Annotated in this window: 28 protein-coding genes; 21 read left to right on the forward strand and 7 right to left on the reverse strand. The window is 45.4% G+C overall.

What is annotated here, in order from left to right; translation table 11 throughout:
• The first annotated feature begins 1 nt into the window (after position 1).
• From SDEN_RS04995 to SDEN_RS05020, 6 genes are all read left to right on the forward strand, one after another.
• Positions 2 to 1,726 (forward strand): SLC13 family permease, encoded by a 1,725-nt coding sequence (locus SDEN_RS04995; RefSeq protein ID WP_011495413.1) that lies wholly within the window; start codon positions 2 to 4, stop codon positions 1,724 to 1,726.
• A gap of 42 nt (positions 1,727 to 1,768) precedes the next feature.
• Entirely contained in the window at positions 1,769 to 2,386 is a 618-nt protein-coding gene (gene cysC, locus SDEN_RS05000; protein ID WP_011495414.1) for an adenylyl-sulfate kinase, read from the forward strand.
• Positions 2,387 to 2,901: 515 nt separating this feature from the next.
• Entirely contained in the window at positions 2,902 to 3,555 is a 654-nt protein-coding gene (locus SDEN_RS05005) for an MOSC domain-containing protein (protein WP_041405679.1), read from the forward strand.
• A gap of 214 nt (positions 3,556 to 3,769) precedes the next feature.
• Positions 3,770 to 4,378: a hypothetical protein gene (locus tag SDEN_RS05010; RefSeq protein WP_041405680.1), complete on the forward strand. Its 609-nt coding sequence runs from the start codon at positions 3,770 to 3,772 to the stop codon at positions 4,376 to 4,378.
• A 1,444-nt stretch (positions 4,379 to 5,822) separates the two neighbouring features.
• On the forward strand, positions 5,823 to 6,158 hold the full coding sequence (locus SDEN_RS05015; protein ID WP_041405681.1) for a hypothetical protein: 336 nt from the start codon (positions 5,823 to 5,825) through the stop codon (positions 6,156 to 6,158).
• A 362-nt stretch (positions 6,159 to 6,520) separates the two neighbouring features.
• Entirely contained in the window at positions 6,521 to 6,913 is a 393-nt protein-coding gene (locus SDEN_RS05020; protein ID WP_011495417.1) for a hypothetical protein, read from the forward strand.
• Between the two features lie 1,263 nt (positions 6,914 to 8,176).
• Here SDEN_RS05020 and SDEN_RS05030 read toward each other — a convergent pair.
• From SDEN_RS05030 to SDEN_RS05040, 3 genes are all read right to left on the reverse strand, one after another.
• Positions 8,177 to 8,992: an HvfC/BufC N-terminal domain-containing protein gene (locus tag SDEN_RS05030; RefSeq protein ID WP_011495418.1), complete on the reverse strand. Its 816-nt coding sequence runs from the start codon at positions 8,990 to 8,992 to the stop codon at positions 8,177 to 8,179.
• A complete protein-coding gene (locus tag SDEN_RS05035; protein ID WP_011495419.1) occupies positions 8,989 to 9,948 on the reverse strand; it encodes an MNIO family bufferin maturase in 960 nt (319 codons plus the stop codon). Before SDEN_RS05035 ends, SDEN_RS05030 begins: the two co-directional genes overlap by 4 nt.
• Before the next feature lie 139 nt (positions 9,949 to 10,087).
• Positions 10,088 to 10,546, reverse strand: a complete 459-nt coding sequence (locus tag SDEN_RS05040; RefSeq protein ID WP_011495420.1) for a BufA2 family periplasmic bufferin-type metallophore — start codon at positions 10,544 to 10,546, stop codon at positions 10,088 to 10,090.
• Positions 10,547 to 10,859: 313 nt separating this feature from the next.
• Between SDEN_RS05040 and SDEN_RS05045 the strand changes: the two genes are divergently transcribed.
• The 3 genes from SDEN_RS05045 to SDEN_RS05055 are packed head-to-tail and all read left to right on the forward strand — an operon-like array spanning position 10,860 to position 12,485.
• Complete coding sequence (locus tag SDEN_RS05045; protein ID WP_011495421.1) at positions 10,860 to 11,270, forward strand: curli production assembly/transport protein CsgE; 411 nt, start codon at positions 10,860 to 10,862, stop codon at positions 11,268 to 11,270.
• Between the two features lie 10 nt (positions 11,271 to 11,280).
• The gene (locus SDEN_RS05050) at positions 11,281 to 11,688 is read left to right on the forward strand and encodes a curli assembly protein CsgF (RefSeq protein ID WP_011495422.1); all 408 of its coding nucleotides are present in this window, start codon (positions 11,281 to 11,283) and stop codon (positions 11,686 to 11,688) included.
• Positions 11,688 to 12,485 carry a CsgG/HfaB family protein gene (locus SDEN_RS05055; RefSeq protein WP_011495423.1) on the forward strand — a complete coding sequence of 266 codons (798 nt, stop codon included), beginning with the start codon at positions 11,688 to 11,690 and terminating at the stop codon, positions 12,483 to 12,485. Before SDEN_RS05050 ends, SDEN_RS05055 begins: the two co-directional genes overlap by 1 nt.
• Positions 12,486 to 12,537: 52 nt before the next feature.
• On the opposite strand, the gene SDEN_RS05060 is transcribed toward SDEN_RS05055, so the two are convergent.
• Entirely contained in the window at positions 12,538 to 13,362 is an 825-nt protein-coding gene (locus tag SDEN_RS05060) for a GGDEF domain-containing protein (RefSeq protein WP_198134629.1), read from the reverse strand.
• Positions 13,363 to 13,535: 173 nt separating this feature from the next.
• Between SDEN_RS05060 and SDEN_RS05065 the strand changes: the two genes are divergently transcribed.
• A complete protein-coding gene (locus SDEN_RS05065) occupies positions 13,536 to 14,483 on the forward strand; it encodes an alpha/beta hydrolase (RefSeq protein ID WP_232279929.1) in 948 nt (315 codons plus the stop codon).
• 53 nt (positions 14,484 to 14,536) lie between these two features.
• Here SDEN_RS05065 and SDEN_RS05070 read toward each other — a convergent pair whose 3' ends face one another.
• Together SDEN_RS05070 and SDEN_RS05075 are read right to left on the reverse strand one after the other, a co-directional pair.
• Positions 14,537 to 15,154, reverse strand: coding sequence for a TetR/AcrR family transcriptional regulator (locus SDEN_RS05070; protein ID WP_011495426.1), 618 nt, complete (start codon positions 15,152 to 15,154; stop codon positions 14,537 to 14,539).
• Positions 15,155 to 15,227: 73 nt separating this feature from the next.
• Positions 15,228 to 16,637: a coniferyl aldehyde dehydrogenase gene (locus SDEN_RS05075; RefSeq protein WP_408640235.1), complete on the reverse strand. Its 1,410-nt coding sequence runs from the start codon at positions 16,635 to 16,637 to the stop codon at positions 15,228 to 15,230.
• Positions 16,638 to 16,887: 250 nt separating this feature from the next.
• Here SDEN_RS05075 and SDEN_RS05080 point away from each other — a divergent pair, with 250 nt between their 5' ends.
• Positions 16,888 to 17,319 (forward strand): universal stress protein, encoded by a 432-nt coding sequence (locus tag SDEN_RS05080; RefSeq protein WP_011495428.1) that lies wholly within the window; start codon positions 16,888 to 16,890, stop codon positions 17,317 to 17,319.
• A 130-nt stretch (positions 17,320 to 17,449) separates the two neighbouring features.
• Here SDEN_RS05080 and SDEN_RS05085 read toward each other — a convergent pair whose 3' ends face one another.
• Positions 17,450 to 18,019, reverse strand: a complete 570-nt coding sequence (locus SDEN_RS05085) for a DUF924 family protein (RefSeq protein ID WP_011495429.1) — start codon at positions 18,017 to 18,019, stop codon at positions 17,450 to 17,452.
• Between the two features lie 106 nt (positions 18,020 to 18,125).
• Here SDEN_RS05085 and SDEN_RS05090 point away from each other — a divergent pair, with 106 nt between their 5' ends.
• The 10 genes from SDEN_RS05090 (at position 18,126) to nqrF (ending at position 26,392) form a co-directional block, all read left to right on the forward strand.
• Positions 18,126 to 18,431, forward strand: a complete 306-nt coding sequence (locus SDEN_RS05090; RefSeq protein WP_011495430.1) for a winged helix-turn-helix domain-containing protein — start codon at positions 18,126 to 18,128, stop codon at positions 18,429 to 18,431.
• 4 nt (positions 18,432 to 18,435) lie between these two features.
• A complete protein-coding gene (locus tag SDEN_RS05095; protein ID WP_011495431.1) occupies positions 18,436 to 19,203 on the forward strand; it encodes an alpha-ketoglutarate-dependent dioxygenase AlkB family protein in 768 nt (255 codons plus the stop codon).
• A gap of 135 nt (positions 19,204 to 19,338) precedes the next feature.
• Positions 19,339 to 19,638 (forward strand): BolA family protein, encoded by a 300-nt coding sequence (locus SDEN_RS05100; protein ID WP_011495432.1) that lies wholly within the window; start codon positions 19,339 to 19,341, stop codon positions 19,636 to 19,638.
• A 177-nt stretch (positions 19,639 to 19,815) separates the two neighbouring features.
• Positions 19,816 to 20,325, forward strand: coding sequence for an S-ribosylhomocysteine lyase (luxS, locus tag SDEN_RS05105; RefSeq protein WP_011495433.1), 510 nt, complete (start codon positions 19,816 to 19,818; stop codon positions 20,323 to 20,325).
• Positions 20,326 to 20,549: 224 nt separating this feature from the next.
• Positions 20,550 to 21,884, forward strand: a complete 1,335-nt coding sequence (locus tag SDEN_RS05110) for a Na(+)-translocating NADH-quinone reductase subunit A (protein WP_011495434.1) — start codon at positions 20,550 to 20,552, stop codon at positions 21,882 to 21,884.
• Positions 21,884 to 23,083 (forward strand): NADH:ubiquinone reductase (Na(+)-transporting) subunit B, encoded by a 1,200-nt coding sequence (locus SDEN_RS05115; RefSeq protein ID WP_011495435.1) that lies wholly within the window; start codon positions 21,884 to 21,886, stop codon positions 23,081 to 23,083. Before SDEN_RS05110 ends, SDEN_RS05115 begins: the two co-directional genes overlap by 1 nt.
• Positions 23,076 to 23,873 carry a Na(+)-translocating NADH-quinone reductase subunit C gene (locus SDEN_RS05120; protein WP_011495436.1) on the forward strand — a complete coding sequence of 266 codons (798 nt, stop codon included), beginning with the start codon at positions 23,076 to 23,078 and terminating at the stop codon, positions 23,871 to 23,873. Before SDEN_RS05115 ends, SDEN_RS05120 begins: the two co-directional genes overlap by 8 nt.
• Complete coding sequence (locus SDEN_RS05125) at positions 23,873 to 24,505, forward strand: NADH:ubiquinone reductase (Na(+)-transporting) subunit D (RefSeq protein WP_011495437.1); 633 nt, start codon at positions 23,873 to 23,875, stop codon at positions 24,503 to 24,505. The genes SDEN_RS05120 and SDEN_RS05125 overlap by 1 nt, the downstream gene beginning before the upstream one ends.
• Positions 24,506 to 24,510: 5 nt before the next feature.
• The gene (gene nqrE, locus SDEN_RS05130) at positions 24,511 to 25,119 is read left to right on the forward strand and encodes an NADH:ubiquinone reductase (Na(+)-transporting) subunit E (RefSeq protein WP_011495438.1); all 609 of its coding nucleotides are present in this window, start codon (positions 24,511 to 24,513) and stop codon (positions 25,117 to 25,119) included.
• Positions 25,120 to 25,165: 46 nt separating this feature from the next.
• Positions 25,166 to 26,392: an NADH:ubiquinone reductase (Na(+)-transporting) subunit F gene (gene nqrF / locus SDEN_RS05135; protein WP_011495439.1), complete on the forward strand. Its 1,227-nt coding sequence runs from the start codon at positions 25,166 to 25,168 to the stop codon at positions 26,390 to 26,392.
• Positions 26,393 to 26,460 lie beyond the last annotated feature (68 nt).

Below are 26,460 nucleotides of genomic sequence, written 5' to 3' on the forward strand. Positions count from 1 at the left end.
TATGAGCGAACTTTGGCTGTTAACAGCAATTTTAGTTGCCTTGGTGGCTGGGCTTGTTAGCGGCCGCGCCAATCCCGCGAGTTTGTTTTTTTTCGCGGGGCTGGCAAGCTATTTATTAGGTTTAGTGAGTTTAGATACTGCCCTAGCAGGCTTTACTAATAATGGTTTGATCACGCTGGTGTTATTGGTGCTCGCCGCCACAGCCCTTGAGAAAACCTCATTGCTGGGTAAACTCAGCCAAGCCATTAGTAAGGGGTCGCTAACCTTGACCTTGGCTAAACTTGGGGTTTCTACCGCTGTGTTGTCGTCTTTTACTAACAATACTGCTGTGGTGGCCTCGTTAATTGGTGTGGTACGGCGCAATCAGGCGCATGCGCCCACTAAGTTATTATTGCCATTAAATTATGCTGCCATTTTAGGCGGCACCTTAACCCTAATTGGCACCTCGACAAACTTAATCGTTAACTCCTTCGTCGAAAACGCTGGCCTTAAGCCATTAGGCTTTTTCGAGTTCACTTCGGTTGGCATCATAGTCGTGATATCGGGTTTGCTGCTACTTATTCCGCTGGCCCATCTATTGCCTGATAGGCGCGATGAGACAGATGATGAAGCCTTGCCTTATTTGCTTGAGGCTCACATTGCTAAAAATTCAAAGTTAGTGGGCAAAAGCGTGCAAGACAACCGCTTGCGCGCCTTAAAAAAATTGTATTTAGTCGAACTTGAGCGTAGCGGCATTCGAATTTGCCCTGTACCGCCGCAATTAGTCTTGCAAGCCGATGATGTATTGCGCTTTAGTGGCGCTGTGGAGTCGGTGGAGTTATTGCATCAGTTCGATGGCCTCAATTGGTTTGGCAAGCAGCAAGCCAAAGGGCAGAATTTGATTGAAGCCGTGTTAGCGCCATCCTCCTCCTTGGTGGGCACTAGCCTTAAAGACTCGCGTTTTCGTGAAGAATTCGATGCCGCCGTGATGGCCATTCGCCGTGGTCATCAGCCATTAAAGGGCGGCCTTGGGGATATCGAACTGCAACCCGGTGACGTGTTATTGCTAACCCCTGGGGACAGTTTTACCAAGAAGCCACGCCTCGCCGATGATTTTGCCGCCATAAGCGGGCTAGATTTAAGCGTGCGTTTAGATAACAAGCGCGGTCATTGGGTATTATTTGGCTTTGCGCTAACCATTATCGCAAGTATTGCTGGGATCATCCCTTTAGCCAAAGGCTTAGTGGTGTTGCTGCTGAGTTTTCTGGCCATAGGCGCAGTGACTGTCAGCGAGCTTAAACGCCGCTTCCCACTAGAATTAGTGGTGATTGTTGGCAGTGCCTTGGGGCTTGCCAACTTGATGATAAGCACAGGGCTTGCGGATGTGATGGCTCAAGGTTTGCTGGAAGTATTTGACGGTTACGGGGTGTTTGCCGCCTTTGTGGGTGTGTACTTGATGACAGTTATCGTCACTGAAATCATTACCAATAATGCCGCCGCGGCCTTGTCGTTCCCCGTCGCCTATGCCTTAGCCATGAGTTACGGCGTCGACCCTAGGCCTTTTATTATGGCCGTGGTGTTTGGTGCCAGTGCCAGCTTTATTTCACCCTATGGTTATCAGACCAACTTAATGGTGTTTAATGCCGGTAATTACCAGTTTAGTGATTTTGTACGCTTAGGCTTGCCTTTGTCCTTAGTGTACTCGGCAGCGGTAATTATTGCCGTGCCTTACTTTTTCCCGTTTTAGGCCCTATGGCACAGACTCATTTTGATGAGCGTTGGAGTTTTTATGACAGATATAGTGTGGCATCAACATAGCATTGATCAGGCGGCCCGCGGGGCGCAGAAGAGTCAAAATCCTGTGCTACTTTGGTTTACTGGGCTTTCTGGCGCGGGTAAGTCGACCCTTGCTGGGGCATTAGAACGCGCCTTATTTGATGCAGGCTTTCATACCTATTTGCTCGATGGCGACAATGTGCGCCACGGTTTATGCAAAGACTTAGGCTTTAGCCTCTCTGACAGAGACGAAAACCTACGCCGCGTGGGTGAAGTGGCTAAATTGATGGTGGATGCCGGCCTTGTGGTGTTATCTGCCTTTATCTCGCCAACCCGCGCCGAGCGCGATCGGGTGCGGGCCTTGTTCCCCGAAGGGCGCTTTATCGAAGTGCACGTATCGACGCCCCTTAGCGTGTGTGAAGCCCGTGATCCTAAAGGCTTATATGTCAAAGCCCGCAGCGGCGAGATTAAAGAATTCACTGGCATATCATCACCCTATGAAGCGCCAACGGCAGCAGAACTCACCATAGACACCAGCCGAGGCGACTTAGCCACTCAGGTACAAGCCATGCTAGCCTACTTAACTGCCATTGAAGTCATCGATGCCAATAAGCTCAGCGCATTGGCATAAGCTTGGTTTGCATAAATCAGAGTTGATATAAGCCAGTGCTTGGTGCAAGTCACTAGGGCATAGGCGACTATTCTTAGTCGCTTAAAAGCAGGCCATAAACACGAGACGCGAGTCTCGTTTTTTTATGGCTAGATTTCATATCAGTAGCCTAGGTTAATCATTACATCTTCACTGAATGATTAGAGATTAACAGCAGGGTAATTGGAGGCTGGCGTAAAAGCGCCCCATGGCACTTAGGTGATTGCGCTTATGAGCGAGAGGCAAGGATGCCGAGCTGGCTTTTTAATATGGATGTTATTGTTTGGACATTTTCCTTTTGCAGACAAAATTTTGTCCAAAATGGGCTATGCCACTAGACTCTGATTCGGTTCTATAGCTAAACGAGCGTGAATTAAGCGCTTTACTTCAAGCGCTCAGGAAATGTAGGATTAAGTTAATCAATTACTTACACCTAGGGTGTTATCAGCCACTCAGTGTAGTAAGACGTTAGCTTTTCTTCATATATGGATTTTAGTGTGAAAATAATATCAACAAACATTTCCAAATCAAAAACCATTTCGTATAACGGAAAAGACGTCAAAACTGGGATATTTAAAGTACCGACTTGCGATGAAGTGACTATTGATACGTTCAACATTGTTGGCGACGAGCAAGCAGATCTTATTCATCACGGTGGTGAGCATAAAGCCGTTTACGCTTTTTCATCTAATCATTATGACTACTGGAAGGGGATTTTAGCTAATAAAAATCTTTCATATGGGGCGTTCGGTGAAAACTTTAGCGTATCAAACTTATCTGAAGAAGATGTGAAAATTGGCGATCAGTTTCGCTTCGGTTCAACGCTACTTGAAGTGAGTCAGCCAAGGGTGCCTTGTTTCAAACTTGGGATAGCGCTTAATAATGCTAATGCCGTTAAGCTTTTTACAAAAAATTATTGTACCGGCGTGTATTTTAGGGTGCTAGAGCCTGGGGTCGCCCAAACTGGGGATACTGTATCAATTGAGAAACATGCTACCCACGATATCAGCATTAAAAAACTTTTTCAGGCATATTTTGATAGAAATTATGTGGGTTTAGAGAGGGTGTTTTCCAAAGCTTTAGACTTAGAAACGCTTGCTCCAGAATGGAAAGATAAACTGGCGAAAAGATTGTCAATAACAAGCGACTAGGGCAGCCAAAGGTCATTAGCCTCTAGTACGAGACCCGCTCGGAATAAGAATTAACCGTGCTGCCCCGTATTAACGCCATATTAGGGAACGTCCATTTCACTACTAAAATAGTAAAATTTTCTAACGTATTATTTAAAAATAATTATACGTCTAGATGAAGTTTGTGTATAAATGTAACTGTTTCAGTTTGTTAACTTAATACAAGGAGTTCCTATTGAGAGTGTTAATCTTAAGTGCCATGCTTTTTTTAACGGGTTGCATTAGTTATAACTTAAGCTCTGAAAGCCAGATAAGCTTAAGTAAGATGAGTTTCGAGCAAGCACGTGAGAGTTTGCTTGAAGTCTCAAAACTCAATGAAAACGGTCATGGTATTTGCAGTTACCCTGGCGCGACGTTGAATAAAGTCACCTCTAGTAGCGGTGATGCTTTATATAATACACCTACAGCAGAAATAAAATCGGTCCATGAGGATTTTTTCGAAATTTATGTTGTTTCTCAAAGAAATTGCTCGCTTGTTGATACAACCAAAACAAGTTGGACTGGCAGTGCAATGGAAGAGAAACATAACTGCGAGTCTTACTATTCAGATGAGATAAAAATCTATTATAAAGATATCAAATTTGTCGACAAACTCGGAGTAGATGCATTAAAAGAATGTAAGCACACAAATGAAAGCAATACCTTTAAAATAGTTACAAACTATATTGCTGAACACAATGATAAGATATTTTTGTATTATGACCTCAATGATTCCGATGGGGACAAGCTAGTGACAGCGCTTATGTACCTAGCACCTAATGCAAGCTTTAGGAAAATGATGTAGAAAATTAGTGGATATTGAAGATCGAGTGGTTGAGCTAAGATTTCAAGTTATTCAATCTTCTTATCTATAATAAGGTCCCTAGGGATCGCATCTAGCATCACTGCAAAAAATACTGGGATTATTGATCCATTTTAAATTTGTCTAACCCGCCTAAGAGGCGGGTTTTCTGTTATGGCTTCATGGGAATTACCTTAATGAATGGAGCGTGTATAAAGAAAATCACCGTTTTTGGTAAACCTAGCAGCGGAAAGCCAACCCTGAGTAAAAGCCTAGCAATAGCACTGGCATACAATTGGTAAGCCTGCATGACAGAGTTTCAATTAACTTGTTTTGGCCCAAAGAGTGTTTTGAATAAGCTCGATTGGTGGTGACCTCGGCCATTGGGTTCACTCCGGAATGAGGCCGTATTCATACGAATAAAAAGGTCCCTATGGGGTCATAGACTCGAGCTATTTAGTCCAACACCCTCCCATCAGTATCGGAGTTGCCATTTAGATAAAAAAATCAGCATGTTTGTGTATATGCATCATGATTAAGTGCTGACACATTTTACTCTAAAGTTAGACAATGAATGTCCAAACTTCGTTTGGATCAAAGTCGCAGGGTTCCACTCTGCACTGGCCAAGAGGGGAAAACAACAGCATTCTCCCCTCTTGGAACTCCCCTGTGCCGCCCGCGAAGTTGTTGTTCCTCATCCGACGAAGAAAATACCTAACGGCTCGACGGCACATCCCTGTGCCCAACGAGCCTTATCCATCATCCCTGATGGTTGCACGGTATTTTAATCGTCGTATTTCGGCAACTTCGAGGGTAATTAGTGCAACACTGGGAGTGTACTGTTAGGGTTAACATAGGCATGGGACTAGATTTTAAGAGCTAACAGATTGCACCAATGCTAAAAAGGTGAACCATGAGTGTTTGCGAGACGACCGTCTGCCCCATGGACGGGGCAGTCGAGCATACAGGGACCGTACTTGCTGCGTGTCGTAGAGCGAATGCCACGGTAAGCCTCTATGGCAGAGTTTCAACCCAGCTGATTTATGCCCCAAAGCTTGTTTGATGTACTGGAATTAGCTTCAAGGTGATCTCGGCCATTGGACTAACGTCCCGAGTGACGCCGTATTCTTACCGGTAAAAAGGTCCCAATGGGCTCGGGCGCAGCATCCCTGCAACCTCATTCAAGAGATAGACTCGAGCCATTTAGTCCAACACCCTCTCATTAGCATCAGAGTTACCATTTAGATCTTAAAAGATCTATCTATAACAACCGATTAGCCGAAGTGCGCTGTAAAAAACAACTACCCCGCAAAAGCAAATTCCTATAGCATAAAAGCCAAATAACATGGATGTGGCATTGGCCATATTTGGGAATGAGTCAACACGGAATTTATGCCTTGCAAACAGCACAAGGCATAAATACTAAGACGTTATGTTTAAGACTAGTATGGAAGTATCTAAAGTTTACGAAATAGATTGTAGCGAGCAAGACGAGAATGGTTACTATGAATGGTACTACGAATATGACTTGTACGAGTTTTCGTTCGGTAGTATTAAGCTTCATGCAAGGTCTTACTCTGATACACCTAAAGAAGTCAGTTTCTTTGCATATGAAAAAGATGGCAAACGATCTTCTTACAACAACAATCTAATTGATCAACCAGAATTTATAGAGGCTTTAAAGTATCTTAAAAATTTTGGAGTTTATGAAAAGTATCGCTTTTTTAATGGCAGTTACTCGGCGGTACCACAATCAGTGTGGCGTAAACTTGAAAACACATAAAAGGTGCATCAGGTTAAGCCGCTTCGCGGATTGGACCTTCGTTCCGGTGCTCGTTTTGTACTCTACGCTGGCATAAAACGTTCACCACCGAGCAAGGAATCAGTGGCAACCATCAGAGAACTAAGGCGTTTTTGATGCTTATATTATAAGAATAAGGGCATTGTTTTTTGATTAAGTCGAGTAAGATATGCTCCAGTTGAGAAACAGTACACATGGTGTTAGTTTTAGTAGCCATCATGAGTAAGAGTGGCGAAATTGATTAGTTCAGATAGCACCATGCGTGTCTACTATTTTGATATTTATAGGGATTATCTGGGATTCCCTAGATTTAGGCGTTAGGCATCTTTACAGAGGAAGTAATATTGAGAGACTTCAATTCTGGTGATATCCATGGAGATGTCACTATCAATGATAATTCTGAAAATAATGAATATAAGTTGCTGATCCATTGCAACAATGAAGAGCTTTTTCATGAGGAAACACACAGAAAGGAACTGTTAAGGAATGAGTGCTCTAGGAAAAATGGGGTTACGTGGAAGTTTCTTGCTTTCTCAGCATTATTATTGCTTATAGCCGCAGGCTGGTTCTACATCCAAGGGACAATGAATGCTGTAACTTTTCTTATAGGCGCAGCTGGCGTAATGACTGGAATGGCTACATTACAACAAGCAGATAAACAAACACCATTTGAGCATAGGCAAATCGCCACACTTAATGAGATTCATACGCTACTTAGAGAGAGGGGCGCTCGATGATGCCTAACAAAAACATTATTTCACTCACAAGTTCGCTGGGACAATTACTCACTGGCTGGCGCTTCACGCAGTATAGCCAGCAAGTAATTACCCCATATGTTAAGCGTTAGTTTTCAATGCTAATCCCCAATTCACGAATTAGTGCTAAAAATCTTAGAAACTTCTATCCCAAAATGAGTTGGGGTTGATGACTAGGTGGATTACCGGCTACCCGATTACTAAAGATAGGCTGTTATCTTTTAAGGCTAATGGGCACACAAAAACTGAAAAGGTGAGCCATGGCGATTTGCGAGACGACCGTCCATCCCATGGACGGGATGTTCGAGCCCTCATGGACGACTCTGGTTTAAATCAAAAGGGCTGCGTGTCTTCGAGACTTTTTATGACAAAAATGGGCCATGGCAAGCCTGTAAGGCTGAGTTTCAACCCAGCTGATTTATGCCCCAAAGAGTGTTTTGATAAGCTCAATTGGCGACTTCGGCCATTGCACTAACGTCCCGAGTGACGCCGTGAACATATCCCTATGGGCTCGGGCGCAGCATCCCTGCTGCTCACGCACTCGAGCCATTTAGCCCAACACCCTCTTATTGGCATCAGAGCTACCATTTAGATAAAGATCCAGCATGTTTCTGTTTGTGCTTCATGATTAAATTCTGACGCGTTTATGTCCAAACTTCGTTTGGATCAAAGTCGCAGGGTTCCACTCTGCACTGGCCAAGAGGGGAAAACAACAGCATTCTCCCCTCTTGGAACACCCCTGTGCCGCCCGCGAAGTTGTTGATCCTCATATTCACCTAAAAATACCTAACGGCTCGACAGCACATCCATGTGCCCAACGAGCCTTAACCATCATCCCTGATGGTTGTACGGTATTTTTAGGTGAATAAATCGGCAACTTCGAGGGGAGTTGATGTACCCTGTGAATGTACGGTTAGGGTTTACATAAGTCTGGGTCTAGATTTTAAGGCTAACAGAAACACAAATGCTAAGAAGGTGAACCATGAGTGTTTGCGAGACGACCGTCCATCCCATGGACGGGATGTTCGAGCATCCAAGGACGGACTTGCTGCGTGTCGTAGAACGAATGCCATGGTAAGCCTGTATGCTAGAGTTACATTGACCGAACTTTGATGTGGATGTGTTTTTAATATAAATCAGTGTCTTGACGTGGTTTTTAAAGCTGTTTTAACAACAGAGTTACCTCACCTTTTATCTCAACATCTCTAAGTTTGCTTTTACCTAGAAAAATAAAAGCTAGCATCTCTAACTTACTTCCACACTGCGAATGATCCCCATGGTGAACCAGGCTTGCAGGGCTTGTAATACCTTCAAGGGTGCGAGCTGTTCATCGTGAAATTCGAGCATGAGTTCGCATTGGCTGGCAAAGTTTTCCCCTCGAATAAAGCCTTGGAGTAGCAGTAATTGCTCCTCGGTTAAGGAAATAAATTCTGTTAAACGGCTCGTTCCACGCCATAGCAGCCACGCTCGTCTGGATTGATATTCAGCAGCGGCTGGCGCCTTGGCTTGTTTTAAAGCCTGCCAAGATTCAACCGCATTACTGTGGCAGATAAAAATTTGCACACTGGGGTGAAAGCGCAGGCGGCAATTTGGCCAGTATTCTGGCGCTAGGGCTTGCAGTTCACTGAAGCTTGCCCTGCTAGTATCGGCGGCAGCGAAGGCACTGAGCAAGCGGCGCTCGAAACGGGCGATGTCTGCCAATATGGGATATTGGCTGAAAAAACTGTCTTGCTGTAAAAAATCAGGCAAGGCATCGCAAAATTCCCGCAGGGAGCGAAATCTAGATGGATTAGCTTGAGTGTATTGCGCGGCGAGTTTGTCGAAGAGCTCATCCCCGAGATATAGCCCGAGCATTTCATGATCGGTTTCCATGGTCTCTTTTAGGCGAATGCGATAAGCATTAGCGTAAATTTGCAAGCGCACGTCGGCGCCGATCCCCTGTTGGTCGGCTATTCTAGCCTGAAATTCTGCAGCCCCTTGGCTTAGGGGCGTTTGGCCATCAAGGCTCTCCGTTAACAGGTAGTCCATAAATTGGCTTTGAAGTTTGGCAAGTTCACTCATGACATCTCACCCGCTAATGGCTTTCGATACGCTAATGGCTTTATATGAGTGTTGGTGTTGGTGTTTTCAGTACTACTGCATCGCTGGCTGCCTAAGCGTGAACGCTGTAATTCAGGGTTGCCTGGCAAGGTCTGGTTCGCTAAGGCTTGTGCGTGGCGCAGCTCTTGATAAAGCGCGGGAAAGGCTGGGATGTTGGCATCCCTTTCTATCATGGTGCTGACAGGGCCAAAACGTTTCAAGGCTGCTTGATATAAGTCCCACACGCTGGTGGGAATATCGTGGTCGTGAGTGTCGATGACATAATCACCGTAATCGCTGTGGCCGGCTAAATGAAATTGCTGGACTCGACGAGCATCAATGCGCTCAAGATAGGTCATGGGGTCGAAGTGATGATTGCGAGCGCTAACATAAATGTTATTGATATCTAACAATATTAAGCTGTCTGCTTCCTCGGCGACTCGGCTTAAAAACTGCCACTCATCCATAGTGGAGTCCTTGTAAGATAAATAACTGGAGACATTTTCAAGCAGAATGCGCTCCCCTAAAAAGTCTTGCACTTGGGCGACACGCTCGGCCACATGAGTCACGGTTTCGTCTGTGTAGGGCAGTGGCAGTAAATCATGACTATTAATGCCGTGAATGGAGGTCCAGCAGATATGATCTGAGATCCATTTGGGCTTAATGTCATTGCTGAGCTTTTTAAGGGCTGTTAAATACGTCATATCTAAGGGATCGCTACTGCCAATGGACATGGACACGCCATGCATGACGACGGGATATTGCTCGGCGATGGCCTCAAGATAGTACCTAGGTTTGCCCCCAGCGACTAAGTAGTTTTCACTGAGCACCTCAAACCAATCGATATCGGGCTGGTGCTGCAAAATATGTTCAAAATGATCGGTCCTTAGACCCAAGCCGAATCCTAAGAAAGGCTGAGTAATGACAGCATCATCCATGAAAACTCCTTACTAATGTTAGTGACATGGCTAATGACAATGTGGATAGCCATGGCTTGAAAAAGCGTGAGCTAAATGACCTTGTCTGCGCAACAACAAGGCTAATCATTGCCACTTAGCGCAGACAAGCATTTTTGACTTAAGAGCCAGTTTTACCGCCAATGTCACCACAGGCTTTTGCCGACGCGGCAACAAAACCGCTGCCTTTACAGCTTGCTTGTCCAGCACAGGCGTTATCGGCGCCTTTACAGTCGTTATGGCCTTTACAGACGTTAACACCATAGCAGTGGACAAGATCGGCTTGAACTATACTGCCGACCCAAGCATCTCTGACATCACCACCGACATCGCCGCAGCTTTTTGAAGGAAGGCTAACAAAGCCTTTACCTTTACAACTTGCTTGGCCACCACAGGCATTGTCTGCGGTTTTACAATCGTTGTGGCCTTTACAGGCGTTAACGCCATAGCAATGGACCAAATCTGCGCTGCCAGCCGCGGGTGCGGTGGCTGTTTCACCTGCAGTGGCGTAACCAGACATACTGGCCATAGCCATGGCTAATGCCGCGCCTGTGAGGGTACTTTGTGCATTCTTATTCATGAGAACTTTCCTTAGTGTTAATGAGAGTACAACTGGGTTAAGCCTAGTCGGCTATTAAGAAATAACGTTTTTATTTCAATTTTGAACGTTCACGTTTATTAGACAAAAGGATTAGTCCTGCGACTTTCGCATTAGCCAAAGGGGCTAATTTTGCCTGCAAATGGCTTTCTTCAGTGACGATATCAGGGGGATGCTGTTACTCTGGTGTCGCGAATTTTTAACAACTAAGTTTTTTTAACAACTAAGTTAAGGTTTGCACTAAATTAGCAAGTTTAATGAGTAGACGGACTAACCCCATGAAAGTACTGGCCCAATGAAAGCACTGGCGATAATAAGTTTGTTCCTCACAATTCTGTGCTGTGCGCCTAGTACCTTGGCTGGGCAGATGGCGGAAGATGAAATCGAGATCAGTGGTTTAGTGATTGATAGAACCTTGACTCGCTTCGGCAAGGATTTCAGTTTTTATTATTCAAGCTATTGGCGTGATTTATCTTTCACTCAAGGTTTTAACGTCACCCTAAATGAAACTGTTTTTCCTCAGGCAGGCACTCTATTGACCTTGGAAATTAACGGCACAAAAATTTATTCTACCCACTTTGGCAGGCGAGCTTCACCCGTAAAAGAAAAAGCCGAGCAGGCGGTATTGATCAGTATTGATTACATAGCGCAAGTGAAGGCTCAAGCATTAACCGGTGAATTATCGAGTAACTACGACGGATTTTAGGATAATAATAATGAAAAACAGGATGTTATTAGCGGGCGGCTTAATTAGCTTTGCCGCTTTGACTCAGGCTACTGAGTTAGTCTATACCCCAGTTAATCCAAGTTTTGGCGGTTCAGCATTAAATGGCTCATTTTTACTTAATAAAGCCCAAGCGCAAAACGACAATGCCAGAACCAATGACAAAGATTTTGTCACTCGTTTTCAGGAGTCCTTAGAGCGTAATATCATCAATTCCATTACTCGCGGAGTTGCCAATGGCGAAATTACCGATGGCGTTTACGATACCGGTGACTTTAGGGTTGAAGTGTCACCGACGGCTAATGGGGTAATGCTGACCATCACTAACTTAGAAACCGGTGATGTGACTGTCATCGAAATGCCGACTTTTCCTACGGCCCCAACTACGGGGGCTAATTAATGAAGTCATTCATCACAATACTCGCCCTGAGCTTGGGTTTATCTGCCTGCAGTCTAATCCCAAAGCCTGATTTGAATCTAAGCGAAGCCGAAGTCAACCCTATGAGCGAAACCATGCGCTCATTGCAAGCAAAACCTGGTCCCAAGTATGCCATTCCTGTGGCTGTGTATTCGTTTCGCGATCAGACCGGGCAATATAAGCCCCAGGCCAATGTCAGCTCTTTCTCTACTGCAGTGACCCAAGGCGCAACATCCATGTTAGTGCAGACGCTACTGGACTCTAAATGGTTTACTCCGGTTGAACGTGAGGGCTTGCAGAACCTGCTTACAGAAAGAAAAATAAGCGCTAAACAAGGCAGCAAAGAAGATATGCCAGGGCTTTCGGATGCGAGATTGCTACTGGAAGGCGGCATCATCAGTTATGAGACTAATACCAGCACGGGCGGCGCTGGCGTTGAGTATTATGGCATTGGCGCCTCTGAAATGTACCGTGAAGACCAAGTGACGATTTATCTGCGCGCTGTGGATGTTCATACGGGTAAAGTGATGATGTCAGTGTCTACCACTAAGCGTGTCTTGTCTCAAGAAATGCGTGCTGGATTATTCAGGTACACTAGCCTTAATCGCCTCGCTGAAGCGGAATTTGGCTTCACCACCAATGAGCCTGTGCAATTTTGTGTGCTACAAGCCATCGAGCTAGCAGTGTCTGAAATGATAGACAAGGGCATTAGCCAAGGTTTTTGGAAGCCGATTAATGGTACCAATAACGGTCAAGGTGCGCTCTTGGATGCCTCTTAGGCCTTAACTAGTAATCGTATAAATCCCCCAAACAAACGACGCCTAACTCAGTTTAGGCGTCGTTTTTTTCAAGTTCTACTTCAAATGTTTGCTGATACAAGGCATAAGCTTTTTTGTTGCGCTTAGCATGGTACATGGCGATGTCGGCTTGCTTGAGCAATTGTTCACGAGTTTGCCCTTGGAGGGGGAATTCGGCGATGCCAATACTGACACCTATGGTTAGCGATTCTTCGTTATAGGAAATCGCTTGGCTAACGCTTAATTGGATGTCTTTGGCCATATCCTCGCCACATTCGCTATAGCGGCCGTTAATAATCACCGCCAGTTCATCACCACCAAGCCTTGACACCATGGCATCCTTGGGCATGATGCTTTGAATACGCTTGGCCACTGAGATCAGAACCCAATCGCCACAATCATGACCCAAGCGGTCGTTAATTTGCTTAAAATCATTTAAATCCAGCATCATGCAGCAAAACGGCTTGTTTGCTTGTATATGCTGATCCATTGCCTGATATAAGAGTTGCCGTTTGGGCAACAGGGTGAGTTCATCATGATGAGCCCTATGAAGGTTAGTGTTGGCGTTAATGATGAGCAGGTGAATGGTTTTTTGACTCATTCTGGTGATGAGATAAACGAAGGCGCCGCCGCCACAAAAAACCCAAGCGACCACCATCTCTAGTGGGGTGATCGCTTGATTCATCAGCATAAAAAGAAAGCTTAAATAACCCAAAACAAAGCAGCAAATAAGCATAAACAGTATTCGCCAGCCTTTTTGTTGCTCTGTGGGCAGCTGGCTAATGGCAAATGTAGGTTTAAGTGATAACAGTAAGAGTACAAGGCCTATAGCAATAAGGGCTTGAGCTAGACTTGTCATGTTATTCCAGCGAGTTTTTTTTAAACTATAGGTGACGACTAAAGACCTAGCAAGGGAGCGACAAAAGCCAGCGGTTAAGTTTGGGGTCATATTTACAAGTTGTGCAGCTTAAGTCTGTTTACAAATCAGTTACCCGTTTGCTAAGCTAGCCTATTTTTATAAAGGCATTGATTTTGAAGTATAAAAACTGTTTTCTCTTCTTGCTCACCACATTCTCTCTTGCTATATCAATGGATGTTTTCTCAGCCAATCAAAGCGCTCAAGGGATAGTGGAAGAGGCGCAACAAGCCAATGCCTTAGATCATCCTGCCGCCTTTGAGATCCCACGAAGCGCAGTGATTGATATTAAAGACTCAATTAGCGGCAGAACCTACCCGCTATTTATCAAGTTACCTAAGTCTTATCGCAGTCAGCCAAATAAACGCTATCCCGTCATTTATTTAACTGACTCTTGGTACAGCTTTCAAATTGTCTCTGGGGCGACCCGCTTTCCGATGAATTTTAATAAAATGGATGAAGCCATTATTGTTGCTATCTCCTATTCCGAAGGAAGTCGGGGCAGCTCGAGCCGTAATCGTGATTACACCCCAAGTGTCAATCCAGCATGGAAAGACATTACCGGCGGGGCAGCAGCCCACAGGGACTTTATCGAAACGACGGTGTTTGATTATGTCGAACGTCATTATCGAGCCGAAGCTGGCAGCAGGATTTTTGTCGGCAATTCTTTTGGCGGCCTTTTTGGCACCTATGTCTTGATGAGCAAACCTGAGATGTTTGACAGCTATATTCTCGGCAGCCCGTCTTACTGGTGGGATAAAGGCTACATTTTTGAATTAGAAAAGCAGTTCAGGAAAAGCGCTAAACCTGTCTCAGCCAAGGTATTTATCGGCATTGGCGAGTTAGAAAAGAAAGTTAACGGGGTAGGGGAAGACATGGTCAAGGAGGCTCAAGCCTTTTATGACTTGATGCAACAATGGTCCTCAAGGCCGCAGACTAAGCTATTGATTATCCCCGAGGCGGATCATCAAACGGCGTTTCCTACTACGGCCATCCATGGACTGCAGTGGATATTAGGCAAATGCCCACCCAAGGGGAATTGCTTGCAGGGAAATCTTAACTAACTAACTAACTAACTAACTAACTAACTAACTAACTTGAGGGTTCATGGGCGAGCTTAGGCTTTAATGGAGCGCCAAAACAGTTCGAAGCTTGCTTCTCTGTGCAGTGGGTCTTGGCCAAGTGCGGGATAGTCGGTAAAAAAACGAATGCTGGCCAAGTATTGGCCATGGCAATTGTCTAGCATCAGCCCTAGGGGGAAAGTGACAATTTCTCCCATGGCTTGCCCTTGGGTCAACAGCTTCGAAATAAAGCCCAATATAGAGTTCATGGCTTGCTCACGTACATCAACGGCAAGTTCAGGGGATAAGGCATAAAGTAAGAAAAATCGCTGTTTGATGGGATTGGCTATGGCCCAGTCTATGGCCCTGTTCCACAATTTTTGAGCAGAAGCTTTAAGGCTTCGTTGCGGATGAGTATCTAAATCCAATCCTTGAAACACCTGCAAGATGTCTTCGGCAAACTCTTGTTTAATCGATAGAAAGAGTTCGTTTAATAACATTTCCTTCGATGAAAAGTGATGAAATAAGGTCCCTGTGGCAACCCCAGCCTGACGGGCTATTTGCGCGGTCGAGCTGCCATGAAAACCCTGAGTGACAAACAAATTCAAGGCGGTATCTAAAATGGCTTGGCGCTTATTGGTGGCGGGTTTATTTTCAAGGGCGCGACTGGTCAAGGAATGGTCCTTTTTGTATCGAGAGACAGGTATTAAGGATGAGCCACAAGGCTCATCTCTAGGGGCGAAATCCTTATCGAAGGAAAAATTTCAACAGTAAGGCTTGCAGTTTGTTGCCATAGGGTGGGTGGACAAATTTACTTGTGCTAAAGCGGCCACTATTAAGCACAGTTTTAGCATGGCTGAAGGTTAAGAAACCTTCTTTGCCATGATAATGCCCCATGCCAGAAGGCCCGATACCACCAAAAGGCGCATCATCGGCGGCGACGTGAAGCAAGGTTTCATTGATGGATACGCCGCCAGAATGAGTCTTAGTCAAAATAGCTTGCTGCACTTGTTTGCTTAAACTCATGATGTATAGCGCCAGCGGCCTGTCGTGGGCGTTTATATAATGGATGGCGTCATCGAGATCATCATAAGGAATAATTGGCAATAATGGGCCGAAGATTTCTGCCTGCATCACAGTCATCTCTGGGGTAACGTCAGTGATCAATTGAGTGGCTAATTTACTGCCTGAGCCAGATGGCGCCGCTGGGATTATGGTGGCGCCTTTGGCCTTGGCATCAGCAAGGGTTTCTTGTAAGCGCTGCAATTGTCTGGCGTTGATGATATTGCCATAGTCCTGATTATGCTCAAAATCCGGGTACATTTTTTGGAAGTGCTTGCAATAGGCCTGAATGAAGGACTCGAGCTTGTCTCTTGGACAGAGGACATAATCCGGCGCGATACAAATTTGCCCAGCATTAAGGCATTTTCCGTAAATCATCCGCTCTACCGCAAGTTCGATGGGCATGTCATCGGCAATAATAGTCGGCGATTTACCGCCAAGTTCTAAGGTTACAGGGGTTAAGTTTTCGGCGGCGGCGCACATTACATGACGGCCCACCTGAGTGGAGCCGGTAAAGAGCAAATGATTAAACGGCAAGGATGAAAATGCCGCTGCAACCTCGGCTTCGCCTTCTACTATGGCGACCTCTGTAGGGGCGAAAATATCAGCCAATAATTGATGAATGACCTTGTTAGTCTCAGGGGTGAACTCAGACATTTTCAACATGGCATTATTGCCTGCCGCTAGGGCTGTGACTAATGGCCCCATGGACAACATCACAGGGAAATTCCATGGCACTATGATGCCAATGACGCCAAGAGGTTGATATTGCACTGTGACTTTGGCGGGAGACAGTAACAATCCCGCGTGTCGCCGGCTGGGACGCATCCAAGATTTAAGCTGCTTGAGGCTGTAATTAATGTGATTAATGCAAGGCAAGATGTCTGCGATTAGGCTGTCATGGTGAGATCTGTGGCCGTAATCATGACTCAGCGCTGTGATTAACTGAGTCTGGTACTTGATGATCTGTTGTTTAAGCTGAGTGAGCTTCACCACCCTTAATTCATAGCTGGGGGCTAAGGAGGCATTGAAATGCTTGCGCTGCTCGTTAAAGGTGACTTGCATTGCGTTAATGCTCGCCGCTGCTGAGTCTATGGCCAAATTCATTTGCGATTCCTTTTGATTAATGGCAAACCGACTAATCAGTCGGGTTTGGGGTATTTTTGTACAAAATGGCCGTAGTAGCAAGGTAAATACCGTTATTGGTCACATTTTACCTCGTCGATGACTTATACACTCTAGGTATAATTTGAGCAAAGCTACGCAAGCTGGGGTAAACGGATTACTATCAATGAATGGGTTTTAAGTGGGCGAGATGCCGGATTTGCAATAATTGGAGGTGAATATGCGTAAAGGTACGATTTTATGGCCAACGGATTTTTCTGATACGGCGTCCCATGCACTCAGTTATGCCATCGAAATGGCCAACTTATATCAAGTTGGGATCAAAATTTTACATGTGGTGCCTCAGCCCGTTGGGGACGAGAACTACATGATTTTATCCATTAGTCCAGAAGAGTTGGCCCAAAACATGGAACTTGCTGCCGCTAATCGCATGCAGCAATTACTCTCTGAATTAGACACTAACTTAAGCGTTGAAACTCAAATTCGCCGCGGTGATGCGGCCACCGAAATCATCGCCGAAGCCAATGCGGGCGACGTTGGCATGGTGGTGCTGGCGAGCCACGGTCGAACCGGTTTTAGCCACTTTCTCCATGAGAATGTCGCCGAAGCTGTGGCGAATTTGGCTAAGTGCCCAGTGCTGGTGGTCAAATAGTGTTGGTGGTCAAATAAGGCAGGGGTCAAGTCGTGCAGTGCTTAAGCCTCGCAGCTTTAATACTGTTTTACTACTGTTTTAGTACAGATTTAATGAGGCTTTGTGCCAGAGTGAGCGCCTGCTCACTCGCTTAAAAACTTGAACCCGGTTGTTGTAAAAATTCAGTTTCTTCGGCGCTTGAACTTCGATTGAGGATAGCGTTCCTGTGGGGATAGCGACCAAACTGATGAATAATGGCTTGATGCTTTAGCTCAAAGTCGAGGTTGTTTTGGGCATATCGCTCAAACAAGGGCACAGCTTGCTGGTGGATAAGCACTGACTCACTGTGCATGTAGGGCATTAGCATAAAAGGGGCTTGCAACGGGGATAAACGGGTCAAGCAGCCTGCGGTGACGGCTTCTTGTGCCAAGGTTAACGCTTGAGCATCGGCGGCAAACGCTTGTGGGGTATTGCGATAAATATTACGGGAGAATTGATCTAATACAATAATTTCCGCTAAACGCCCCCCATCGCTAGTGCGCCATTGCCACAATTCTCCCGCCATAGCTTGCTGCAATAACCCTTGGTAATCTTGGCGCAGTAGGGCATCAAACTGCAGATCTTTTACCCACCATTGCTTGGGGCTTATGTCTTCAAACCAAAACTGCAGTATTGCCTCAGGGCTTGTGGCTTGCCGGCCTTGGGTGGTTAAGTTCGTCATGCTTATCTCCACTGCAGAAGAGGTTTCATTATTCTTCTGGATTGATATAGATTAGAGGGAATTAAACTTAACATTAACTCAGTTTCCTCGATATAGGATGGATTAAGTGACCACTAAATCCCAGAAAGCATTTTACCGCAAATTGTATTTGGCTCATTTAATGACTGAGGACAGGCATAATCTGCCGAGTTTGCAGGCACTCACTCAAATGCCAAGGCGCACCCTGCAAGACACTATCGCAGCCTTTGGTGACATAGGTATCGAGTTTGAATTTGTGCAGACCAAAGAACGTCATAATGCAGGGTATTATCAAATCTGTAGTTGGGGACCTATCAGCAGTGCTTGGGTGAGCGCCCACCTTGATGTTATCCAAGCGGCGTTAGCCTTAGATGCGCCAGCAGCCAATGGCTGAAACAATGTCTTCCATTCACGCTAAAGAATCACAAACTGCTGATGCTAATTCTGCAGGCGCAAATCCTGCGAGTTTGAGGCAAGATGGGTCATTGCAGCAAGTAAGCTTTGACTTTATTGAGCGCCATAACAATGCTCATGGCAGTGGCGCTAAGGGAGCTGATTTAGGCGAACGTTGTGAACACAAGGTAAGGAAATCCCCGCCTGTGACTTGGTTAACGGGATTTTTGAGCGTTCAAGAGCAGCAGGCTTTATTGGATGATGCTAAAAGCTATCCTTTTGAGCGCCCTCAGATTGAGGTTTATGGCAAACTTCATCCTATCCCTCGTCAACAAGTTTGGTTTGCCGATGAAGACTGTGGCTATCGCTATGCATCACTCTTTATTAGCCCTACACCTTGGCCTGCATTGCTCATGCAGCTGAGGCAAAGATTGCAAGCCGAATTGGGCTTAGTGTTCAATGGCGTGTTAGTGAATTTTTATGCTGATGGCCAAGATACTGTGGGCTGGCACAGCGATGATGAAGCTGAAATTCGCAAACCTTCCAGCATAGCGTCTATCAGTATCGGTGCGACGCGAGACTTTCAAATTCGCCACAAGCGCAGCCAAGAGACCTTTACCTTACCTTTAGTCTCGGGGGATTTGCTTATCATGCAGCCTGGCATGCAACAAACTTGGCAGCATGCCGTGCCTAGGCGAGCTAAGGTCAAAGCGCCGAGAATAAACCTCACGTTTAGGGAGCTTGTGCCCCAAAGGGATAATCATCTTATATAGCGGCTTCATCAGCCCTGAGTTGGGCCTGGCCCTAAATGATTTGCCGGTGAGTTCGCATTCAAAGGCACAAGGTTTGATTTTTGAGCCCCGAATAAGTACTCTTCGTGGATTAGAGGCCGTTTAATTGAGTTTGCCATGAGCACTGAACACGTTATAACTGAAAAGCTGAGCCAGTTGTTTAATCCAGAGCACTTAGAAGTGCTCAATGAAAGCCATCGTCACCATGTGCCGCCTAACTCAGAAACCCATTTTAAGGTGGTCATTGTCAGTGACAGCTTTGCTGATAAACGCCCATTGGCTCGCCATAGAGAAGTGAATCAAGCATTGGCATTCGAACTTGAAAATGGTGTGCATGCCTTGTCGATTAATACTTATACCCAAGCGGAATGGCAAGCACTCGATGCCGTGCCGCGCACCCCAAATTGCAAAGGCTAACCCTGTTAGCCCTGTTGAGATAAAGCCCACATTAACGTGGGCTTTTTTGTCTATAAGTTTTATTTTCAATACCTTGTTGAAATCTATTCATCTACTAAGCTTTATGGTGTTTTATGCCTATTTGATGGTTAATCTATTGTTTAAACCTTATTTCTTAAATATTTCCTGGAGTGCATGATGCCATTATTGGACAGTTTTACCGTAGATCATACCCGTATGCAGGCGCCAGCCGTGCGTGTTGCCAAACAGATGAACACCCCTAAGGGTGATGCGATTACCGTGTTTGATTTACGTTTTTGTGTGCCTAATAAAGCCATACTGTCGGAGCGGGGCATACATACCTTAGAGCATTTATTTGCCGGCTTTATGCGAAATCACCTCAATAGTGAGTCAGTTGAAGTCATAGATATCTCACCTATGGGATGTCGCACGGGTTTTTACATGAGTCTTATCGGCACGCCCAAAGAGCAAGAGGTGGCCAATGCTTGGTTGCATGCCATGGAAGATGTGTTGCAAGTCACTAAACAGGAAGATATTCCAGAACTTAATGAGTTTCAATGTGGCACCTTTGAAATGCATTCTTTACCTCAAGCGAAAGCCATAGCTCAAGACATCATTTCAGCGGGAATTGGGGTGAATCAGAACGCCGAGTTAACCTTAGATGAATCATTATTATCCAAAGGATAAGCCGAACTTCATTGTTATAAAACAATTACCTTAGTGATTTAAACACCTATAATTTTCGTGGCGATAGTAAGGCAATTGGGGTAAAATGCGCGCGACCAGCGTGATTGCGATCGCATTAAGTAAACAAATCTGCGCTAGCTCAATGCCGAAGTGTTTGTAAACATTTTGTTTTTTGGGCAGGAACGCGGCGCATTGTCTTTCCTTCAAACGTAGTGCTTGTGGATATGATTACAATTAAGAAAGGATTGGAACTGCCTATAACAGGCGGACCAGAGCAAGTTATCCATAATGGCCCAGCCATTAACCATGTAGCTACTTTGGGTGAAGAGTATATTGGCTTACGTCCAACGATGAAAATCAAAGTGGGCGACAAAGTACAAAAAGGTCAGGTTCTTTTTGAAGATAAGAAGAATTTAGGCGTTAAATATACGGCTTTAGCCAGTGGTACTATATTAGAAATTAATCGAGGCGCAAAACGCGTACTTCAGTCAGTGGTGATTGCCGTTGAGGGTGACGATAGTGTCGCGTTCTCAAAGCATGATGCTGGCTCGTTGGCGACGTTAGATGCTCAGCTAGTTCGTACTAATCTGATTGATTCAGGTTTATGGACCGCTTTGCGTACCCGCCCATTCAGTAAAGTCCCAGCCGTCGATGCGACAGCTGCCGGTATTTTCGTTACTGCCATCGATACTCAACCGTTAGCGGCAGATCCTGCTGTGGTTATCGCCGAGCATAAAGACGACTTTGCCAATGGCTTAACCTTACTCGCCAAACTAACAGAAGGTAAAGTTTTCCTCTGTAAAGCACCGGGTGCGGATATTCCAGCAGCCAATGCTCAAGTTGAAGAGTTTGCCGGCATTCATCCAGCAGGTTTAGTGGGAACGCACATCCATAATCTTTTACCCGCCTCTGCCAAGCGCAGTGTGTGGCACATAGGTTATCAAGACGTGATCGCCATTGGCCAGTTATTCACTCAAGGTGTGTTAAACACTGAGCGTGTATTTGCTATTGGTGGCCCTAAAGCTAAAAAGCCTCGTCTAGTGCGCAGCCGTTTAGGTGCAAGCTTGGTTGAGCTTATGGCTGATGAGACTCAAGCCGGTGACGTGCGTGTGATTTCAGGTTCTGTGCTCAATGGTCGTACTGCAGCAGGCGTTCACGCTTATGCAGGACGTTATCACCAGCAGATCACTGTGCTAGAAGAAGGTCGTGAGCAAGAGTTTTTCGGCTGGGCTATGCCTGGTGGAGATAAGTTCTCTATTACTCGTTCATTCCTAAGCCATTTAAGTCCTTCTCGTTTATTCAATATGACGACAAGCACGGGTGGTTCAGAGCGCGCCATGGTACCCATTGGTAACTATGAACGTGTTGTGCCACTGGATGTGTTACCGACATTGTTACTAAGAGATCTGCTTTCTGGTGATTTTGACAGCGCAGTGACCCTTGGCGCATTAGAACTCGACGAAGAAGATTTGGCATTATGTACTTTCGTGTGTCCTGGTAAGTATGACTATGGTTCATATTTACGCGACTGTTTAGATACGATCGAGAGGGAAGGCTAATGGGCTTGAAAGATTTTTTCAAACGTATTGAACCCCAGTTTGAAAAGGGTGGTAAATACGAGAAGTGGTATGCGCTTTTTGAAGCGGTTTACACGGGTTTTTATACGCCGGGTAAAGTGAACAAAGGCACAACCCATGTACGCGATAATTTAGACTTGAAGCGTATGATGATTACCGTTTGGGCTTGCGCCTTACCTGCCATGTTTTTTGGTATGTATAACGTAGGTTTCCAAGCGCAAGAAGCATTAGCCGCTGGCTTTGCGGTTCCTGATGTGTGGCAAACCAGCCTATTTGGCCTATTTGGTACGCAGCTGACAGCAAGCTCTGGCATCCCAGCCTTACTTTGGTATGGCATGTGTTTCTTCCTACCTATTTATGCAGTGACATTTGTTGTCGGTGGTATTTGGGAAGTGCTATTTGCGGCCGTTCGTGGTCATGAAGTTAACGAAGGTTTCTTCGTGACCTCTATCCTGTTCGCTTTGACTTTACCTGCAACGATTCCGTTATGGATGGTGGCTTTAGGTATTACCTTCGGTGTGGTTATCGCCAAGGAAGTCTTCGGTGGCACGGGTCGTAACTTCTTAAACCCAGCATTAGCAGGCCGTGCTTTCTTGTTCTTCGCTTACCCGCTAAACATGTCTGGCGACACCTCTTGGGTGGTTGCAGACGGTTTCTCCGGCGCGACGCACTTAAGCCAAGCTGCCCAAGGCACGTTAGATTATTCGCTTAATCAAGACTGGTGGAATGCTTTCCTAGGTTTCATTCCTGGTTCTGTGGGTGAAGTATCGACCTTAGCAATTTTGCTCGGTGGTTTAGTGATTATCTACACGCGTATCGCCTCGTGGCGCATCGTGGGTGGGGTATTGCTAGGTATGATGGCGGTTGCTTTCCTATTAAATGCTATCGGTAGCGACACTAACCCTATGTTTGCCATGCCCTGGTACTGGCACTTTGTCTTAGGTGGTTTTGCTTTTGGTATGATGTTTATGGCGACAGATCCTGTGTCTGCCTCATTTACCAACAAAGCAAAATGGGGCTACGGTTTCTTAATCGGCGCTATGGCGGTGTTTATCCGTGTGGTTAACCCTGCATTCCCTGAAGGCATGATGCTGGCAATTTTGTTTGCTAACTTATTTGCGCCACTGTTCGACCATTTTGTGGTCCAGGCAAATATCAAGCGGAGGATCGCTCGTGGCTAGTAATAAAGATTCGTTCGGAAGAACGCTATTTATCGTTGTTGGCTTGTGCTTAATCTGCTCTATTTTTGTATCGACAGCAGCGGTAGTGCTAAAGCCAACCCAACAAGAAAATAAATTGCTTGATAAGCAAAAATACATTCTTGAAGCAGCGGGTTTAATCAACACTAAGCAAGAGGAAGTGTCTAAGGCTCAAATTCAAGAGACTTATGCGCGTCTAGTGACTGCTAAAGTGGTTGACCTTGCCAGTGGTGATTATGTGGAAGGTATCGATGGTAATACCTTCGATATGGAGAAAGCCGCTCGTGACCCAAGCCGTTCATTCAAACCTGAGAACGACATCGCCTCGGTTAAGCGTGTTGCTAACCGTGCGGTTATCTACTTAGTTAATGATGAAGCGGGTAGCCTGCAGACTGTGATCATGCCTGTTAAAGGTTATGGTCTTTGGTCAACCATGTTTGCTTTCTTGGCCGTAGCACCTGACATGAACACAGTGCAAAGCTTAGTTTACTATGACTTTACTGGTTCTGGTGAAACACCGGGTCTTGGCGGAGAAGTCCAAAATCCAAAATGGATTGCTAAGTGGACTGACAAGAAACTCTATGATGAGCAAGGCAACTTGGCCATTAAGGTGACTAAGAATCCCGCTATTGCTAATTCTGTACACGGTGTAGATGCGCTATCAGGTGCGACATTAACCAGTAACGGTGTGCAGCATTCGCTGACATTCTGGTTAGGCGAAGAAGGTTTCGCCCGCTTTATTGAGAAGGCACGTAACGGAGGGCTAAGCTAATGGCCGATGTTAAAGAACTGAAACAGGTTCTAACAGGACCTATCATCAATAACAACCCAATTGCATTGCAAATTTTGGGTGTGTGTAGTGCGCTTGCTGTAACCAGTAAAATGGAAACAGCCTTGGTAATGTCATTGGCATTAACTGTGGTAACGGCGTTTTCTAACCTGTTTATCTCACTTATTCGCAATCACATTCCAAGCAGTGTGCGTATTATCGTGCAGATGACGATCATTGCGTCTTTGGTTATTGTTGTTGATCAAGTCCTTCAAGCGTATGCCTATGAAATTGCTAAGCAATTATCGGTATTCGTTGGCCTTATCATCACTAACTGTATCGTAATGGGTCGTGCTGAAGCGTATGCGATGAAAACACCGCCTATGATGAGCTTTATGGATGGTATAGGTAATGGTTTAGGCTATGGCGCTATTTTGTTAGGCGTTGGCTTCTTCCGTGAACTATTCGGTAACGGTTCATTATTCGGTATCGAAATCCTCAGCAAAATTTCTGACGGTGGTTGGTACCAGCCCAATGGTCTGTTACTACTTCCTCCAAGCGCGTTCTTCTTGATCGGTGGTTTGATCTGGGTGATCCGTACCTATAAGCCAGAGCAAGTAGAAGCAAAAGGATAAGCGAAATGGAACATTATATTAGTTTATTAATTCGCTCTGTCTTCATTGAAAACATGGCGTTATCCTTCTTCTTAGGTATGTGTACTTTCTTAGCTGTGTCTAAGAAAGTCACCACTGCGATGGGATTAGGTGTGGCGGTTATCGTGGTACTTGCGATTTCTGTACCTGCTAACCAAATCATCTACCAAGGTATTTTAGCGCCGGGCGCATTAGCTTGGGCTGGTGTTCCTGATGCAGATTTGAGCTTCTTGAAGTTCATTACCTTCATCGGTGTTATCGCGGCTTTGGTGCAAATTCTGGAAATGACCTTAGATAAGTATTTCCCGCCTTTGTACAACGCCTTAGGTATCTTCTTACCACTTATCACAGTGAACTGTGCCATCTTCGGTGCGGTTGCTTTCATGGTTGAGCGTGATTACAACCTAACAGAAAGTTTAGTGTTTGGTGTAGGTTCTGGTATCGGTTGGGCACTGGCCATAGTTCTACTGGCCGCTGTTCGCGAAAAGATGAAGTATTCTGATGTGCCAAATGGGCTACGTGGTTTAGGTATTACCTTTATCTCTGCAGGCCTAATGGCATTAGGTTTCATGTCGTTCTCAGGTGTGTCTCTTTAAGGGACCCATCTACGACAGATTAAACTGAACCTTTAAGGATAAGTTAATGTTAGAAGTCTATCTAGGTGTTGGTATGTTCACCGCCATTGTCTTAGTCTTAGTCTTAGTGATTCTATTCGCTAAATCTAAGCTAGTGGCAAGTGGTGATATCATCATTGGCATCAATGGTGATGCAGATAAAGCGATTACAACAGGCGCGGGTGGCAAGCTACTTAGTGTGTTAGCTGACAACGGTATTTTCGTGTCAAGTGCCTGTGGTGGCGGTGGCTCTTGTGGTCAGTGTCGCGTGAATATTAAGTCTGGTGGTGGTGATATTCTGCCAACCGAACTTGATCACATCAGCAAGGGTGAAGCCCGCGGCGGTTGTCGTCTTTCATGTCAGGTTAACGTTAAATCTGATATGGAAATTGAACTTGATGAAGAGATTTTCGGCATCAAGAAGTGGGAATGTGACGTTATTTCTAACGATAACAAAGCCACCTTCATTAAAGAACTTAAGCTACAGATCCCAGATGGTGAATCTGTGCCGTTCCGCGCCGGTGGTTATATTCAGATTGAAGCCCCTGCTCACCATGTGAAATATGCTGATTTCGACGTACCAGCAAAATACCGTGGCGATTGGGAACATTTTGGTTTCTTTAAACTTGAGTCAAAAGTTGATGAAGAAACCATTCGTGCATACTCTATGGCTAACTACCCAGAAGAGTTTGGCATCATAATGCTAAACGTGCGTATTGCTACGCCGCCACCACGTAACTTAAGCCTGCCTTGTGGCAAGATGTCTTCGTACATCTGGAGCTTAAAAGCGGGTGATAAAGTGACAATTTCTGGTCCATTTGGTGAGTTTTTTGCCAAAGATACTGACGCAGAAATGGTATTTATCGGTGGTGGTGCGGGTATGGCACCAATGCGTTCACACCTTTTCGATCAGCTCAAGCGTCTTAAGTCTAAGCGTAAGATGAGTTTCTGGTACGGCGCGCGCTCTAAGCGTGAGATGTTCTATGTGGAAGATTTTGACGGCCTAGCGGCTGAGAACGAAAACTTCCAGTGGCACGTTGCTCTGTCAGATCCACAAGCCGAAGATGAATGGACTGGTTACACAGGTTTCATTCATAACGTATTGTATGAAAACTACTTACGTGACCACGATGCACCAGAAGATTGTGAATTCTACATGTGTGGTCCACCTATGATGAATGCGGCTGTGATCAGCATGCTTAAAGATCTGGGTGTTGAAGATGAAAACATCTTATTGGATGACTTTGGCGGTTAATTCTTAGCCTCAATTCAGTTATTCATGAAAACAAAATTGCAGTCTTGCGGATGTTCTGGTGACAGAGT

The organism is Shewanella denitrificans OS217 (assembly GCF_000013765.1).
GTDB classification, from domain to species: domain Bacteria; phylum Pseudomonadota; class Gammaproteobacteria; order Enterobacterales; family Shewanellaceae; genus Shewanella; species Shewanella denitrificans.